Here is a 17,399-nt window from a genome sequence, read left to right on the forward strand (position 1 = left end):
TTACATAAAGATTTTTATATTTTACTTAATTCTTCATCTTTGATAGTCGCGACTGGTTTAAAGAGATTTTCTAATGCATTTCCATCAAATGATTGAAGAACTTTTCCTTCCCGTACACGAATCGGCCAATCTCCATTGGTTAGAGCAGGTCTACCAAGTGCAATGAGATCTGTATCTCCATTGTTAAGGATTTCCTCTGCTTTTTTCGGATCACCTAAGTCTCCATTAGCGATAACAGGAACTTTGCCATATTTTTTGGCCAAAGCCGCAAAGGTTAGACCTGTTTCTCCAAATGCAGGTTTGGTAGCATCCAATTCTGTTGTAATATGAATGTAGTCTACACCTGCTTCTCCTAGACTTGAGAAAATTACAGCTGCATCTTTTTCTTCGCCAGCCCATTTATGATGAAAATCATTCACTTTTGATTGTGCGATCCGAATTCCAATCACAAATTTCGAATTAGCTTGGCGGCGCATTTCTTGGATCACTTCCACTAAAAGACGAACACGATTATGAACAGATCCACCATATTCATCCGTGCGTTGGTTTGTATAATCTGTTAAAAATTGATCTAACAAATAACCATTTGCTGCGTGAATTTCTACTCCATCAAATCCAGCTTCCATTGCCAGTTGCACAGATTTACCAAACGATAAGATGACATCATTAATCTCTTGTTTTGTTATTTCACGCGGTAAGGTCCACTTACTTTTGCCACCATGTGCAGCTAGTGGTTTTCCTTTTGGCATGATTGCTGAAGGGCCTACAGTTTCTTCTGTATAATAACTTCCCTGTGAAATTGCTCCAGCATGCATAATTTGTGCAAAAATACAGCCGCCTTCTTTATGAACTGATTCAGTTACTTTTTTCCATGCTTGTACATGTCTTTCATTCGTAAGTCCCGGTTGATTTGGATATCCTTGACTAAATGCTTCATCTGGATAAATTCCTTCTGTAATCAGTAATGCAAAATCACCACGAGCAAATTTTGTATAATATTGTGCCATTCGCTCTGTAGCTTGACCATCTTTTGTTGCACTGGTACGCGTCATCGGTGCTAAAGCAATCCGATTTTTCAAAGATACATTTTTCAATTTTATGTTTGAAAATAATTTTGTTTTAGATGCATTATTCATGAGTTATTTAGCTCCTTTAGGAATATGATTATTTATCTTAATTGAGATAAAAATATCACGGATCCATTCAAGCAAACAATACAGTCCCTTCACGAACTTATGCAAATTTGCATAAGTTCATCACGCTTATTTCTAAGGTTTAGCGGGATTGTTTGACACCTATGTTCAAATGAAAGGGAGTTGTACTAATCACAATCAAAAGAAAGCCTATCTTTTTCAATTACAAGATATACCTTCGCTTTGTTCTAATGCTATTCGTATCTAAAAACCTATCTAACAGAAAAAAACATCACTAATGTTGATAATCCAACAATAATCAGAAAACCAATTACCTTCCATACCATTCTTGTTCTTCCTTCAAATATACTAATTTAATTATTTTAGGTTACTAATAAAGAACTCTCCTTATACATCCAACCTCAGTTACATAATTTTTTTGCAACGAGGAGACACTTAGTCAAAGATATTGTTCTAAGAACTTTACTAGATCGATAGGTGAAACAATGATTTTCTTCAAAAAAAATTCAGAACAGATTTCGATTCCTCATCCAAACCTGTCTGAAAACCTTAGTCATTCACTAACAAAAAATGAAACACAAATTAAAAGTATATTATCTAACAGTTCAGATATCGTGATAAGAAAATTAAATTTAATGAATATGTATCCTTCATTGATTATCTATATCGACGGCATGACAGATACCAAACATCTCGATATGGTGTTACTAAAACAAGACAAGAGCAAAGAGATAAATGATAGTAAACCACTTAAATCGATTCATGATATTATCGATCAGCTAGAAACATCCTCAGAAATCAAAAAAATCCAGAAAATACAAGAGGTACTTCAATCCATTCTCAACGGAGAACTGGTGATATTACTGGATCAATTAAATGAAGCAATATCGATAAGCATGAAACAATGGCAAGAACGATCCGTTACAGAACCAAATACAGAAGCACTCATTCGAGGACCTCGTGAAGGCTTTATTGAAAATATCAGAGTCAATACCTCTTTAATTAGACGAAAATTACATACCCCGCTGCTCAAAATTCAATCGTTTACAATTGGTTCCATATCAAAAACGAGTATAGCGATGATCTATTTAGAGGGAATCGTTAACCAAAAAGTTTTAAAAGAACTGACCAAACGAATTAAAAAAATGGATATTAACAGTGTTTTGGAATCGAGTTATATCGATGAGATGATTCGCGATGCACCCTATTCCCCTTTTCCGTTAACACAAATAAGTGAAAGACCCGATACAGTTGTAGCATCACTACTTGAAGGGAGAGTCGCTATTCTGATCGACGGTACCCCTTTTTCAATTATTGTTCCTGTAACATTTTGGAGTTCGCTCCAAACTGCTGAAGACTACTATCAAGGTTTTTACATCACCATTTTGGTACGCTGGTTACGTTTTTTATTTTTCGGTTTAGCATTGATCTTACCTGCTTTTTATATCGCTGTTACTACCTTTCATCAAGAAATGATACCAACCAGTTTAATGCAAACCATCATTAGTTCAAGAGAACATGTACCATTCCCAACTATCATCGAAGCATTATTGATGGAAATCGTATTTGAAGCTCTAAGAGAAGCAGGGATTCGATTACCTCGCCCCATAGGTCAAGCAGTCAGTATTGTAGGAGCACTTGTACTAGGACAAGCAGCTGTTGAGGCAGGAATTGTCTCATCTCCTATGATTATTATTGTATCGATGACAGGAATAGCTTCCTTTGTTATCCCAAAAACAGAATTGACTGGAGCCATTCGATTGTTTCGATTTATTTTAATGGCCATGGCTAGTACTTTTGGACTTTTTGGTGTTGGCGCAGGTCTGATTGCATTATTAATTCATCTTGTTAGCTTAAAATCTTTTGGTATACCTTATTTTACCCCCATTGCTCCTTTTGATTGGGAAGGAATAAAAGATGTACTTATTCGATTACCTTGGAAAAGAAGAAAGTACCTTGAACAAAAATTAAACGAGCACTACTCATCATTTCGGGAAGAACGGCAATAATATAAGATTCTTAAACAAGGATGTTAACTATGCAAAAATGTTTAAACTTATTGATTTGTATAATGACGTGTCTTTTTCTAACTGGATGTTGGGACCGTATCGAAATCAATGATATTGCACTTGTAATGGCAAGTGGGTTTGATCTAACAAAAGATGACCAAATCGAAGCCACCATACAAATAGCTAATTATCAAAAGAAACAAGACGATAAAAAATCACAAACACTTGTATACACCGAAAGAGGAAAAAATTTCTACGATATCCGTCAAAAATTGCAGAGAAAGTTATCTAAACGCATTTTTTTGGGACATCGCCGAGTGATACTTGTTGGAGAAAATTTTGCAAAGCATGGAATTCACAATGTGATGGATACGTTGTCGAGACCACGGGATTCACGACTCCAAACATATATTTTGACCACTCGCAATGCTACTGCAAAAGAAATACTAGATACACCCTATTTATTTGAACAAATACCTGCGGAAGGAATCCGGGATTTAGAAAGATTCGGGTCAGGACAAGAGAGCAATTTAGTCGAACTTTTAAACAGTTTGTCGTCCTCCACAAACCAATCCGTCGTTACAGGTGCGATTCAGTTAGTGAATAAACAAGAAACGAAAGAAAAAAGTTTTAAGGTACAAGACGCAGCAGTATATCAAAATGGAAAGCTTGTAGGCTATCTGTCAAACAAAGAAGCTGCTATTTATAACCTTCTTAAAGATAAAACGATAAATAGTGGTATTTCAACTCCTATCTCCAAGCAAAAAAATGAAATTGTCAGCAGTGAGATTGTGAAAGTACACTCGAGCATAGATCCCGTTGTCGATAAGGAGCAAGTAAAACAGATAAATATTTCAATGGAAATCATTGCTATCCTCACAGAGAATATGACGAAACTTGACTTGGGAGATAAAAAAAATTTAGAACTTGTCCAACAAATGTTTTCTCAAGATATTAAAAGAAGAGTGGAATCGCTCGTTTTCCGATTACAACATGAATTGCGTGTAGATCCGATAGGACTTGGAGAAGCTATACATACGAAACACCCTGCCATTTGGAAGAAAACAAAAAGTAAATGGTTAAATATTTATACAGATATACCTGTAAATGTGCACATCAAATTCAATCTTGTTTGCACTGGCAGATCTACCGCCGCTGAATATCTAAAAGAACCGGAAATTAACAAATGATATATGAGGAAGGTAGATATCATTGAAAATATCAAATGTACAAATATTTTGGATGATGTTTTGTATGAATTTTGGTATGACAATGCTTCTTACATTGACACCTGCCATTGCTTTAGCCAAGCAAGATGCTTGGATTTCAACGATAGTGGCTGGGTTATTAGGCATGACTATTGCATATATTGCTACCAAACTAAGTCACCTCTATCCTAGAAAAACACTTGTTGAATATAGTGAAATTATTCTTGGAAAATGGATAGGGAAAATTTTTGTACTGGTTTATTTTATCCAATGGTACACAGTAATCGCGATAATTTTAAACCAAAGTGCTGAATTAATCCAAACTCTCATTCTCCCTAAAACTCCTATGTTCCCCGTCATGGCAATCATGTTATTACTAATCGTATATGTATCATATTTAGGAGGCATTACTTCCATCGGTCTTTGCAGTGAAGTGCTTGGTCCGATTGTCGCATTAATGGTATCCATTGTTATTTTGCTTAGTATAAATAATGTTAGTTTGCCAAATATATCACCTATTTACTATGATTCAGGATTGCTACAAATCATAAAGGGATCATTTCACCCAGCATCTTTTTTAGGAGAAAGTGTCATCTTAACAATGATTCTCGCATTTACCAGACAATCTGAAAAAAAAATCCCAAGTGGTGTTTGGGGTGTGGCGATTGCTAGTATATTTATAACCCTTTCGACTGTCATGATCTTGTTAACCTTAGGACCTAATGTTTCCGCAAAGATGTGGTACCCATTTTTTGAAATGACAAAAACTATTTCCGTATTTCAGTTTGTAGAAAATTTAGATGCTATCGTGATAATCGTATGGTTTGCCAGTGTTATTATTAAATTAAGTATCTATTTTTTTGTCACCTGTTATGGTACTGCACAATGGTTAAATGTAAAAAATTGGAGAAAATTAATGTGGTTTATTAGTCCTGTTGTTATTTTACTTGCCTACGTTCCAAAAAATATTGTAGAGGCTTCTATTTCATATCCTCGAAACTTATATCTAACCTATGTTTTTCCGATCGCTTTGTTTTCCCTCCCACTCTTACTTCTCATCATCGGCTATATCCGTAAATGTGGAAAAGCAAGTCATTAATCATGCTTTTCATCTATGCAAGAATGCATAAAATATTTGTTTTAATTAATTGTTTCAACGTATATGAATCAGTACAATTTTGTTAAGCGCTTACAATAACTTTTCAGGAGGATAATAAGTACCTAGTTGACCATGCATATTGGTAATCTAGGTAACCATCATGCTCACTTTTTAAAAATTGAAGGTTTCATTCCATAAAAAACCTCTTTAGAACATGTTATATGATTACACTTTCTAATTTAACAATTAAAGGAGTGTATAAATAATGGCGAAAAAGAAAGAAATTTTGGTAGCGTATGGTGTAGATGTTGATGCTGTAGCTGGTTGGCTTGGATCATATGGTGGTGAAGATTCTCCTGACGATATTTCCCGTGGAATGTTCGCAGGGGAAGTAGGCACTCTTCGCCTATTGAATTTATTTAAGAAATACAAGTTAAAAACAACTTGGTTTATACCCGGTCACTCCATCGAAACCTTTCCTGATCAAACACGCAAAGTAGTTGAATCTGGTCATGAGATCGGTATCCATGGTTATTCACATGAAAACCCGATTGCTATGACCGAACAACAAGAAGAAGCAGTATTGTTAAAATGCATAGAGTTAGTCGAAAAGATTTCTGGAAAAAGACCTACTGGCTATGTTGCTCCTTGGTGGGAATTCTCAAATCTCACAAACAAACTCTTGCTTAAAAATGGTATCAAATACGATCATAGCTTGATGCATAACGATTTCCACCCATACTATGTAAGAGTCGGAGATAGTTGGACACGCATTGATTATTCACAGCCGGCAGAAAACTGGATGAAACCGTTGGTTCGTGGGAAAGAGACAGATTTAATTGAAATTCCAGCCAATTGGTATTTAGATGATTTACCTCCTATGATGTTTATTAAAAAGTCTCCTAATAGCCATGGTTTTGTTAATCCGAGAGACATTGAACAGATGTGGCGGGATCAATTCGATTGGGTGTACCGTGAGAATGATTATGCTGTTTTCACCATGACAATCCACCCAGATGTTAGCGGTCGTCCCCAAGTTCTACTAATGCATGAACGCCTAATCGAGTATATCAACACACATGAAGGGGTTCGTTGGGTTACATTTGATGAAATTGCAAATGATTTTGCACAAAGAAATCCACGTAAATAATAGGTAAAATAATCTAATCGAGGAAAACAGAAAAATTCCTCGTTTTTCTTTATTTTTAAGAGGAGGTATTTAATTACATGTGTGTTCTATGTAGTGAATTTATTAACCAAGTACATTGGACTGATCGTTCCCGCGTAATGGAACAAGCTAACTCTACTATCATCGCTGAAAATGAATCAATAAGAAGAATTCGTCAACAAGAAAGAATTCGTCGAACAAAACTAGCCAATTGTATAATAAAATCTACTGGTTTAAAATTGGAAGAATGGAATGGAAGTAAATTTATACTTCGTGATAAAAAAGGTAACTCTGATATCATACATGATATGAGTCAACTGTGGCCTGCTGTCGATCAAATGCTCAAACGACAACTCGATCCACTTGATCCTGTTTTTTTGGAACAACTTTACACTACAAATTTAAGTTAAGAACAGGGGTGACAATAATATGTTAAACCATAAAGGGAAAATCCCCATTACGATCATCTCTGGTTTTTTAGGTAGCGGAAAGACAACTTTATTACGCAATGTTCTAAAAAAGTACCCAAATACTGCCGTTATTGTTAATGAATTTGGGAAAATAGGATTGGACCATCACTTATTGGAACGTAAAGAAGAAACCACCCTTTTATTAAAGGGTGGATGTATATGCTGCTCAACACGCCAAGATCTAGTAGAAGCACTCTCACTTTTGTTAAACAGAATGGAGAGCAATGAAATTGCCAAGGTAGAAAATATAATCATTGAAACGACTGGATTAGCTGATCCTGCTCCGATTTTGGTTACTGTTCTTACTCATTCAGTACTTCAACATCATTTTTACATCAGTCAGGTATTAACTACTGTAGATTCGGTAAATGGAGCGCTTCAGATGAATAATAATGGTGAGTTTGTTAAGCAAATTGTTTCTGCTGACAAAATATTATTCACAAAAACCGATATTGCTGAATCTAATCAGATTCGAGAATTAAAAGAAAAAATTGTTATCCTTAATCCAACAGCCGAGTTAATAGAAGTTGTTTTTGGACAAACCGATCCAAAAAATCTACTTCTGCCCTCATCTGAAAGTACACATGCTAAACCCGAAGTCACTTCTTTACAATCAAAATCACTGTCATTTGAAAATACCCATATGAATCCAATTCGCTCTCTTTCTATTGCCTTCGATCAACCTCTAGATTGGCAAGCATTTGGTCTTTGGCTCAGTATGCTACTTCACAGACATGGAAAAGATATTTGGAGAGTGAAAGGTTTCCTTGATATCGGTGAAATTGGTCCAGTGATGCTAAACGGTGTTCAACATATCATTCATCCGCCAATTCATCTTGATCATTGGCCACAAGATAATCATTTTTCTAATCTAGTTTTTATTATGCGCTCAGTTAATCCAGAGGCAATATTACATTCTTTACAATCGTTTCAACATATATTAGGCTCAACACCACAAAAGGTGGAACTCAAAGTGATTGCCTAGAATATAATACACAACTATTTTATCTTTAATCCTCCATATCAGACTGATTAAAGATACTAGTCCTTTTTAAGACAAATCAATCAATATAAAGAAACAACCGTGAACTGCACCCCAATTGTTGGACAGTTGAACTTAATCCCGTCAAGTAGACCGTTATAAAAAATGCGCTAGGCCGCCAGTGCGTTTCGGAATTCAACCGGAGCACACTGGTTTAACTTTTTCTGGAACCATTCATGATTGTAGAACCATGTATTCTTCCATTGCTTGATGGAGTTCATCTTCTATTTGACACTGAAAAAAGTACAACGTTTCAGTTTTGAAATGAGAAAAGAAGGACTCGATACAAGGCTCGGTATATGGAGTACAACTCCGAAAACGGGTATATTCCTGCTCTAACACAGTCTGTTAAGAAAGATACTTTTTGATTTGATTTCTGTCTTTTGCTGGATAGATAACACTCTATACTTCTATGATCTTTACTCTCTATAAGAGGGGATGTTAAAAACCAAATAATAATGCAAGTAATATTATCTAGCAAAACTCGTCATATTCTATTAGAGAACGTGACGAGTTTTCAATACTTTACATCTTAACAGTTTTTCCTTTAAGAAATCAGTTCATATCATCGTTCGATTCCTTAACATCCGCGAGTTGATACAAAAGATAAAGCAAATGTCTACGACTTTCTAAAGGAAAGGAAGCCAATACCTTTGTTGCTGCTTCGAGCATTGCAACCCCAGTTCTTTTTATAAGCGGTGCAGCAGTATCTGTAATCTGTATCAGTGTGGCACGACGGTCATTAGGATCAGGTATACGTACGATAATATTTTCTTTTTCTAAGGCATCAACAAATTGAGTTACGGTACGCTTTTTGATTCCTAATTTTGTTGCTAAATCACTCATTCTGATTTTTCCTGCTTCTTCAATACATATCAAAAATCGCATCCTCGGTCCAGTCAAATAGGTAGGCACATCTTGTGCAGACAGATGAGCCTCAAATTGAGAGTGAATAGAATGGGTAGTTTTGAACAATATTTCTAACAGAAACTCGGGTGTTGGTGGTTCTATTGGAAAAGGAACTTTTGTATCCATAAAATCCTCCTTGACGTCTTGTTATTTAGTGTGTATACTCACTTTATAATCATTTAGTGAGTATACACACTGTAACTATACTCCTAAAATGTATTCTACGCTTTCTGCTTATCTTTGAAAAGCACAAATATTGGAAAGGAGTTCAGCTAAGATGTCTAAAAAACAAACCCCTGTTTTGATTGTGGGTGGTGGTTTGGTAGGTTTATCTGCAGCACTTTGTCTAGCAAACCAAAACATTCCTTATATTCTTATAGAACGACATGCTGGTACCTCTATTCATCCCCGCGCAAATGGTATGAACATCCGTACCATGGAGATTTTCCGAGAACTTGGAATTGAAAAAGAGATTCGAGCAGCTGGGAAGGTACTAGAAAAAAGCAATGGTGCTATTGAAGTGAAGGTGCTAGCGGAGACAGATTTAAACGAGGTCAAACGAATAGCTCCTAATGGACATGAATTAGAAGAATTAATTGGAGAACAAGTAAAAAACATCAGTCCTATTAAAGGTTGCGCATGTTCTCAAGATCAGTCAGAACCTGTTTTGCTTAAGAAAGCACAACAACTAGGTGGAGATATTCGGTTTTATACTGAGCTCATTTCTTTTGAACAAACAAAAACTGGTGTTCAAGCGGTGATAAGAGATCGGAAAACGGGACAAGAAGAAACCGTTTATGCCAAATACATGATTGCCGCTGATGGAGCCAAAAGTCAAGTGCGTCAAGCTTTAGGGATTGAGTTTACAGAGGGAGGCTCTTTTGGGCATTACATCAATATTTATTTTCAAGCGGATCTGCGGAAATTGGTAGGAGGTAATGAATTTATTGTATGTAATATTACGAATCCTGAATCACCAGGCGGATTGCTATCTGTTAATAACAAGGATCGATGGTGTTTTCATATTGCCTACCATCCTGATAAAGGAGAATCACCAGATGATTTTCCACAGGATCGCTGCATTGATCTCATACGTAAGGCAATCGGTTTACCAAATTTAGATGTTACCATACTAAGCATTCTTCCATGGGAAGCTGCCTCACGAATTGCGAATCATTATCAAGTTGAACGTGTTTTCTTAGCAGGAGACGCAGCTCATGTCATGCCACCAAAAGGAGCATATGGTGCAAATACAGGAATACAAGATGCTCATAACTTAGCTTGGAAATTAGCTGCTGTTTTACGTGATGAAGCAAATACTGATTTGTTGACCACTTATGAACAGGAACGCAAACCTGTAGCTCAATTTGCTACAAATCAATCTGTTCTCAATCTTACAAATGGAAAGGGTCGCGTGCATTCTCTTATCCCTGCTATCGGTTATTTATACCAATCAGATGCAATTGTCACGGAAGAAAATATAGAGATTCGATTAGATGAACTACGATTAGATGGTATACCTGGCAAAAGAGCTCCACATGTTTGGTGCAGCTATCAAGGAAAACGCATCTCAACAATTGATTTACTAGGAAAAAACTTCGTATTGTTTTCAGGAGATAAAGGGAAAGAATGGTTACATGCAGCATCAGATGTTTCCTTACGTTTAGAAATTCCAATACAAGCATACCAAATAAGTAGGGATGAAGATTTAGTGGATAAAGACAACAATTGGCAAAAGGCATACGGGATACCTAGTGGAGGTGCTGTACTAATAAGACCTGATGGTTTTGTCGCTTGGCGCACAAATGAAGAGATAGAAAATAAAGCGGAGATTCTAGCAGAAGTATTTCGCCAGATTTTATTTCATAGAAAATCCAACATTAGTTAATACACAAGGAGTGAATAGGATGAAGGGGAAATCTACAACAGTTATTCGTGTTTTATTTGGGTTGATGTTATTAGGATTTGGTTTTTCTGGACTGCTAAATCTCATGCCTGCCCCACATTATGCTGGACCAGCTGCTGATTTTATGGATGCGCTAATAAAAACCGGTTATATCATGATTTTCGTAGTTCTAATGAAATTGTTAGTAGGAACATGCTTGCTGATAAATCGTTTTGTTCCACTTGCTTTAGTTTTGTTTATGCCCATTTCCGTGAATATGTTTTTCTTTCATTTATTTTTGGATATTGTTTCCATTTTACCTGCATTGGTTATCATTTGCCTAAATACCTATCTTCTTTTTGCTTATCTGGAGAAATATAAACCGTTTTTGGAAGCAAAAAATTAAATCATTTTCTTTACTTTTGATTAGAAGGACATAATATTCCCATTTTTAGGAGGATCATTATTGTGGAAAATAATAAAGAAATTCAATCGTCGACTACTGTTGAGTCGTTGTTTCAACCTTTTAGATTCGGTAATGTAACGCTATCAAATCGAATCGTAATGGCTCCAATGACTCGTAGTTTTTCTCCAGGAGGGATACCAGGACAGAATGTAGCAGACTATTATCGACGTCGAGCAGAAAATGGTGTTGGATTAATTGTGACAGAAGGAACTTTTATCAATCATCCAGCTGCCGGAAATGACCCTAATGTTCCTAATATCCATGATGAAGGCGCACTTAACGGATGGGCAAAGGTAGTTGATGAGGTTCACAAGGTAGATGGTCGAATCATATTGCAACTATGGCATGTTGGAATGCAACGTAATGCAGGAGACCATCCGAATCCACACGTGCAGCCTATTGGACCTTCAGGGCTTGCCGTATCTGGTGTAAAAGTAACGGAACCGATGACAAAATCAGAGATTCATACAGTGATTGAAGCTTATGCACAAGCTGCTTCCAATGCAAAGCGGCTAGGGTTTGATGGAATTGAAATACATGGAGGACATGGTTATTTAATTGATCAATTCTTTTGGGAAAAGACGAATCACCGTACAGATGATTATGGGGGTAACCTCGTTCGTCGTACCCGTTTTGCAGTAGAGGTGATTGAGGCTTGTCGACGTGCAGTAGGAACCGATTTTCCTATTTCGTTTCGTTTGTCCCAATGGAAGCAAGGAGATTATACAGCAAAATTAGTAGAAACTCCTGGCCAGTTAGAAGATTTTTTAACACCTTTAGTAAAAGCAGGTGTCGATTTCTTTCATTGCTCTACTCGTCGATTTTGGGAACCTGAGTTTGAGGGATCCTCTCTCAATCTAGCAGGTTGGGTCAAAAAGCTAACAGGAAAACCAACCATTACAGTTGGCTCAGTAGGTCTAGATCAAGACCTTATCAGTTCAGTATTCCAAGGAAAAGAGACAAACAACACCGATATCCAGAATCTAATTACGAGACTAGAACAAGGAGAATTTGACCTAGTTGCAGTTGGTCGTGCTCTGTTGGCTGATCCTTCGTGGGTTGTCAAAATTCGAGACAATCGTATTAGTGAGATTGTGCCCTTTACAAGGGAAGTATTGAAAACATTGTTTTAGTTAGAGTAAAAAGAAAAACATAACTGGTTGAATTCTATGTTCCGATATGGCATCTCAAGTTATTTTCTATTTACTAGGAAAACAATACTAAGTCGCCATTCACTCCCTCTGTTCAAATAAATTTATCCTATCTTTTTGTAAGTGGCCTAAAAAAGAACGAATCATTGCGGTATCTTTGTAACATCTCCTTCATCAACCATCTATTTACTAAACTCGTTCAGATCATACAGGTAGTCGGTTGTTTTGATATAGATAGCAATAACCATATTATCTCTAATTCCTTTACAGGATAACTCGATTTGTTGACAACTCTACATGGTTAAAGCCGTTGGATTCTTGGGTCGATAGCCTCCTATTTCATTACCAAGCTGACCCCGTGTGCCCCACGGTTTATGTATGTTGATTTCTTCTTTGCCGCGAGAAACTTGGTTTTTCGCCTTCTGAGACTATATATATAACTATAAGAACGCTAGTTTGTAAATTTACTTTTTTCAGAGGTTGGACTGGAGAAGGGAAATCCCTTCTCCTCGTCCAATTCTCGCTTTCATCCCACGATTTTTAAACGATGGGTTTTCTCATTCGTAATGCTATAAAGTCGTGTACTTGGGAACTTCATTTTAAACGAAAGAATTTGTCCACGTAACTATAATTTCCTGCAAGACGACCTATAACTTGTAGTTTTTTCAAATCGATCTTTCCATCAAAATATAGATCATCTCTTATATGGAAAAATACTACTTGTCCAATTACAAGAGTTTCAAATCCTAAATGAATGAGTTTTACTAATTTGCACTCTAAATTAATTGGAGATTCCTTCACTCTCGGAGGGACTACCATCTCACTTTTTTCTGAATTCACACCTGAAATCTTGAATTCATCTACATTCGGTTCATACTCTCCTGAACTTGCATGCATCTTTTGCGCCAAAGAATAAGTTACGATATTTACTACGAATTCTTCTAAGTCTACTATATTTTTTAAAGTATCCTTTGTTGTACCTTCTCTTTCCCCTTCTCCAGGCCCGATTGAAATACCTATCATTGGAGGATGAGTACACAATACCTGAAAAAAGCTGAAAGGTGCTAAATTCAATACATGATTGCTACTGAGTGTTGATACCCAGGCTATTGGCCTAGGAACAACTGATCCAGCTAATAATTTATACAATTGCTTTTGATTTAAATCTACAGGGTCGATCTTCAATGATAATAAAAACCTCACTTTCTCCATTAATTTGCATATTCAAACTAGTAAGTTTTACTCTACCTAAAATTCTAATTTAACTTAGCAGATGTTTACTTAGATATATTTTCTAGAGATCGTGAAGGTGAAATCGATCGCGCACCAAACATCAATAATCCTGAGAGTAATAAAGGTAATACTCCTGCCACAAAAGCAGCAATTATTATACTATTCGAACTTACAAATAATGTAAATATGAATGAACCCAATATTCCTCCAATAGGTCCTGTAGCATTGATGATTGCGGTGCCAGTGCCACGAATTCTTGTAGGAAAAGATTCGCCCATATAGGTAAACAAAGCAGAGTAGGATCCTATTAAGAAAAATAAGCCGATACTATAAGATATCAATACGGACCAATATCCTGATGCTACAAAAAGCATATAGGTATAAGAAAGACCTGACATAAACCAAGCGAAAATAATAACACCTCTTCTTCCAAATCGATCTCCGAGATAACCATGAATGATATATCCGACGTAAGCAAGAGCATTAGAAAGAATGAGTAAAAATAAAGAGTTATTAAATGAGATACCTTTACCTGCCGTAAGAACAGTGGTCGATAAAACACTAAATATTTGAATGGCAAACCAATTTAATAAAAATGCGAGCCCAAGAAAGATAGTATGACGTCTTATATCTGGTGCGAAAAGTTGTGCAATTGTTGATTTGTTCATTTTTTGTGTATCAATACCGCTTCTCTCACCAATTTGATTTGCTTCCTCCACTTTTCCTTCTTTTAAGAGTTTTCGAACGTGCTTAATTTCTTCAAACTTAGGAGATTCCTTTAACTTTAATCGTAACAAAATAATGATAATAGCTGGAATGGCACCTACAAAAAATACACCTTTCCAACCAACATACGGTAACAAGATAGAACTTGCAAATGCAGCAAGCAGAGCTCCAACTGGCCATCCACCTTGGATAAAACTGTAAAGAATACCTCTTCTTTTCTCTCCAGAAATTTCAGATAAATAGGTTGTATTAACTGCTTGTTCCGAGTAACCAAAACCAGATAACGCACGAACTAGAATGAGATACAAAGGACCAATTGTAAGAGCAGTTAATCCAGAACTCAAGGCTGCTCCAGCTGTGGTAATTACTAAAGCATTACGACGACCAAAGTAATCTGTAATTGGCCCTACCGTTAAGGCAATCAGAAACGTTCCCACCGATACCCATGTTGCAATTTGCGAACTTTCCACTGTGCTCCAATGAAATTGTTCCGCTATAACTGGTAGTAGCGTCCCAAATAAAATAAAGTCATATACAGAGAATACCCAAGCAAAAAAGGCAACAATAGATGCATAGATTAGCTGAGCTCTGGAAACAGGGGATTTCCTAGAGTATGATTCATTTTCCAATTGTAAAGGGGTTACTTTACGAACGTTTTGAGACATCATAAACCCTCCCAATGATAATTTTGATACACATCCTTACGAATAAATAATTCCTTTTTTCAGGAGAATACAGATCACGAAAACGCTTTCATAAACATCTCTCCTCTTTAGTTAAAATGTGAACAATTTTTAACTTTTCTTCTGTATTAAAAAAATATCAAAGTTAAAATATAGGAACAACCAAGTAAACGAATAAAATTATGCAGAATGGCATAATAAGAAACAGAATTCCCTTTTATACAAGAAGAAACTGTGAATCCATTTAAAAAAATGTTCCTAGAAAATAGCCATCCGTATATAACAAAAAAACTCCCTATATCCAAGGAGTTTGATTGGTGGACAGTAGAGGAATCGAACCTCTGACCTCTTCCATGTCTAGTAACGCAGCAAGTTAATCTAGTTATTCCGTGCAGGAAATCCAATAAAATTGCAGGTTTTCAAAATTCCATTTGCTACTTGATCCCTTCTAATTTACCTTAGTTCTCATAAGTGCGTGGTCAATTTGTGGTCAAATTCTTTCACTAAATTCAATTTGAAAAGTACAAATATGAATCTCTAGATAGAGTGGCCAGTCAGCACTGTTCATCGGTGTCTTGAAGTGCTATTTCGTTTTGGTTTATTTTGCACTAGTACTAGCTTGAATTTGAGAAGTGATTTGTTTATGTGTAATTGATTTTATAAGTCCATCAAAATAAGCGAATTTTTCCTCTTTATTCGCAGATATTATCGTATAATCTGCTATTAATTTCATATTACCTAATCCATGGGTCATAAGTACCTGTTTTGTTTTCCAGATTCGATCTTCCAACGTTTTTTTGCTAGATGAGTTTATAGGGGCATATGGCTATTGTCGTAGACGAGTATGGTGGAATATCGGGGCTCATTACAACAGAAGATATTATCGAAGAAATCTTTGGAGAAATACAGGACGAATATGACCAAGAAAAACCTTTCTTCCAAGACACAGATAATGGAGTGTCGATTGATGCTCGCTTATTAATTGAAGACGTGAATAAATACTTTCATCTTCAAATCATGGATGACGATAATGATACCATCGGTGGTTGGCTATTCTCCCAGTTTGGAAAAGTTCCAGCTCTTGACGAGCAACTTCAGTTTGAATCGGTATTATTTTCCGTAGAAAAGATGAGAAAACAAAGCATTGAACGTATTCTCGTTAAAAGTGCAGAGGCAAGCGAAATCACTATAGCTCATTAATTTTTTGATGACCCTTACTACTGAATAGGTGTTTGGGTCATTTTTTTATACTAATAAAAGGAGTAGCTTGCACTTATCACCATAAAAATACACCCTAGAAAAATAATAAATTCGGTAACAACAAACCAAAATACATTTTTACGAACCACAGAGAAATCGAACCGAAATATACGAAAAAAAGAATCTCCTATTTGGATGATTCCAAAACAAAATCCAAATAGGATGATGAGAATACCATACCACGTCATAGGGTAACTCCTTTTCCCAAGTAAAATTAATTTTCATTGCATCAGTCTATTTATCCATAATCTTAAAGCCTAAATCCACATTATGCTATTTTTTTCGAATTTTCCTCACACAAAAATTATCCCTTTGAAAAAAAGAACAGATATTCTCTGTATCTTTTCTCAAAAGGGATAATTTCACTAATTTGACGCAGAAACTTAATCATTATCACAACTACAATCACCGCAATCGCTACATACTTCTCCACTGAGGAAACCACAACACCCCAAACGAGAGAAAGAACAAGGCTATTCTCCTTTTCCTTCTGTGAGAATTATTTATATTATGCTATACTTTCATTCAGATAAGGCTTCTGTTCGAAAGTCAATTATATCATCGCAAATGATTATCTAATTATTCATAAGTTATTAGTTCATTTTGAATAAAAGTAATATATACTGAAATGGTACTATCGAATAAAGGAGAAATATGATATGTTTTTTGATGATGATGAGATAGAAATCGAAATTGGTGATGATGTAGAGGTCGAAATCGAATCTGATGGAGATGTAGAGATTGAAATTGGAGATCTCGAAATCGAGATCGATGATGCAGAAGAAGTAGAAATTGAAATAAATGAAGATGGCGAAATCGAAATTGAAATCACCGATGAAGATGGTAATGAAATCGAAATTGAGATTAATGAAGATGGAGAAGTTGAAATAGAATTTGAAGATTAAGGTACAAATGTGCCACTAAATAGTCTCAACA

The 17,399-nt window shown here is 36.0% G+C and carries 16 protein-coding genes; 11 read left to right on the forward strand and 5 right to left on the reverse strand.

Features of this window, described 5'->3' with window-relative positions; translation table 11 throughout:
• Positions 1 to 14: 14 nt before the first annotated feature.
• Entirely contained in the window at positions 15 to 1,136 is a 1,122-nt protein-coding gene (locus AC5WOE_RS07015; RefSeq protein ID WP_496047926.1) for an oxidoreductase, read from the reverse strand.
• 503 nt (positions 1,137 to 1,639) lie between these two features.
• Between AC5WOE_RS07015 and AC5WOE_RS07020 the strand changes: the two genes are divergently transcribed.
• The 6 genes from AC5WOE_RS07020 to AC5WOE_RS07045 all read left to right on the forward strand — a co-directional run bounded on the left by AC5WOE_RS07020 (position 1,640) and on the right by AC5WOE_RS07045 (position 8,093).
• Complete coding sequence (locus AC5WOE_RS07020; protein WP_496052210.1) at positions 1,640 to 3,163, forward strand: spore germination protein; 1,524 nt, start codon at positions 1,640 to 1,642, stop codon at positions 3,161 to 3,163.
• 29 nt (positions 3,164 to 3,192) lie between these two features.
• On the forward strand, positions 3,193 to 4,353 hold the full coding sequence (locus AC5WOE_RS07025) for a Ger(x)C family spore germination protein (RefSeq protein ID WP_496052211.1): 1,161 nt from the start codon (positions 3,193 to 3,195) through the stop codon (positions 4,351 to 4,353).
• A 22-nt stretch (positions 4,354 to 4,375) separates the two neighbouring features.
• Positions 4,376 to 5,470 (forward strand): GerAB/ArcD/ProY family transporter, encoded by a 1,095-nt coding sequence (locus AC5WOE_RS07030; protein ID WP_496052212.1) that lies wholly within the window; start codon positions 4,376 to 4,378, stop codon positions 5,468 to 5,470.
• Between the two features lie 265 nt (positions 5,471 to 5,735).
• The gene (locus AC5WOE_RS07035; RefSeq protein ID WP_496047930.1) at positions 5,736 to 6,620 is read left to right on the forward strand and encodes a polysaccharide deacetylase family protein; all 885 of its coding nucleotides are present in this window, start codon (positions 5,736 to 5,738) and stop codon (positions 6,618 to 6,620) included.
• Between the two features lie 77 nt (positions 6,621 to 6,697).
• A complete protein-coding gene (locus AC5WOE_RS07040) occupies positions 6,698 to 7,048 on the forward strand; it encodes a hypothetical protein (RefSeq protein WP_496047931.1) in 351 nt (116 codons plus the stop codon).
• A 19-nt stretch (positions 7,049 to 7,067) separates the two neighbouring features.
• Complete coding sequence (locus tag AC5WOE_RS07045; RefSeq protein ID WP_496052213.1) at positions 7,068 to 8,093, forward strand: CobW family GTP-binding protein; 1,026 nt, start codon at positions 7,068 to 7,070, stop codon at positions 8,091 to 8,093.
• Between the two features lie 612 nt (positions 8,094 to 8,705).
• On the opposite strand, the gene AC5WOE_RS07050 is transcribed toward AC5WOE_RS07045, so the two are convergent.
• Positions 8,706 to 9,185 carry a MarR family winged helix-turn-helix transcriptional regulator gene (locus AC5WOE_RS07050; protein WP_496047933.1) on the reverse strand — a complete coding sequence of 160 codons (480 nt, stop codon included), beginning with the start codon at positions 9,183 to 9,185 and terminating at the stop codon, positions 8,706 to 8,708.
• Positions 9,186 to 9,336: 151 nt separating this feature from the next.
• On the opposite strand from AC5WOE_RS07050, the gene AC5WOE_RS07055 reads away from it, so the two are divergent.
• The 3 genes from AC5WOE_RS07055 (at position 9,337) to AC5WOE_RS07065 (ending at position 12,543) form a co-directional block, all read left to right on the forward strand.
• On the forward strand, positions 9,337 to 10,947 hold the full coding sequence (locus AC5WOE_RS07055) for an FAD-dependent oxidoreductase (protein ID WP_496052214.1): 1,611 nt from the start codon (positions 9,337 to 9,339) through the stop codon (positions 10,945 to 10,947).
• Positions 10,948 to 10,966: 19 nt separating this feature from the next.
• A complete protein-coding gene (locus tag AC5WOE_RS07060; RefSeq protein ID WP_496047935.1) occupies positions 10,967 to 11,350 on the forward strand; it encodes a hypothetical protein in 384 nt (127 codons plus the stop codon).
• Positions 11,351 to 11,412: 62 nt separating this feature from the next.
• Positions 11,413 to 12,543, forward strand: a complete 1,131-nt coding sequence (locus AC5WOE_RS07065) for an NADH:flavin oxidoreductase (RefSeq protein ID WP_496047936.1) — start codon at positions 11,413 to 11,415, stop codon at positions 12,541 to 12,543.
• Between the two features lie 612 nt (positions 12,544 to 13,155).
• On the opposite strand, the gene AC5WOE_RS07070 is transcribed toward AC5WOE_RS07065, so the two are convergent.
• Entirely contained in the window at positions 13,156 to 13,773 is a 618-nt protein-coding gene (locus tag AC5WOE_RS07070) for a flavin reductase family protein (RefSeq protein WP_496052215.1), read from the reverse strand.
• A 65-nt stretch (positions 13,774 to 13,838) separates the two neighbouring features.
• Positions 13,839 to 15,185, reverse strand: coding sequence for an MFS transporter (locus AC5WOE_RS07075; RefSeq protein ID WP_496052216.1), 1,347 nt, complete (start codon positions 15,183 to 15,185; stop codon positions 13,839 to 13,841).
• Positions 15,186 to 16,025: 840 nt separating this feature from the next.
• On the opposite strand from AC5WOE_RS07075, the gene AC5WOE_RS07080 reads away from it, so the two are divergent.
• Entirely contained in the window at positions 16,026 to 16,403 is a 378-nt protein-coding gene (locus tag AC5WOE_RS07080) for a transporter associated domain-containing protein (RefSeq protein ID WP_496052217.1), read from the forward strand.
• 50 nt (positions 16,404 to 16,453) lie between these two features.
• Here AC5WOE_RS07080 and AC5WOE_RS07085 read toward each other — a convergent pair whose 3' ends face one another.
• Entirely contained in the window at positions 16,454 to 16,651 is a 198-nt protein-coding gene (locus tag AC5WOE_RS07085; protein ID WP_496052218.1) for a hypothetical protein, read from the reverse strand.
• A 471-nt stretch (positions 16,652 to 17,122) separates the two neighbouring features.
• Here AC5WOE_RS07085 and AC5WOE_RS07090 point away from each other — a divergent pair, with 471 nt between their 5' ends.
• Positions 17,123 to 17,368 (forward strand): hypothetical protein, encoded by a 246-nt coding sequence (locus AC5WOE_RS07090; RefSeq protein ID WP_496052219.1) that lies wholly within the window; start codon positions 17,123 to 17,125, stop codon positions 17,366 to 17,368.
• The last annotated feature ends 31 nt before the right edge of the window (positions 17,369 to 17,399 follow it).

Source organism: Shimazuella sp. NTD248, assembly GCF_059510395.1.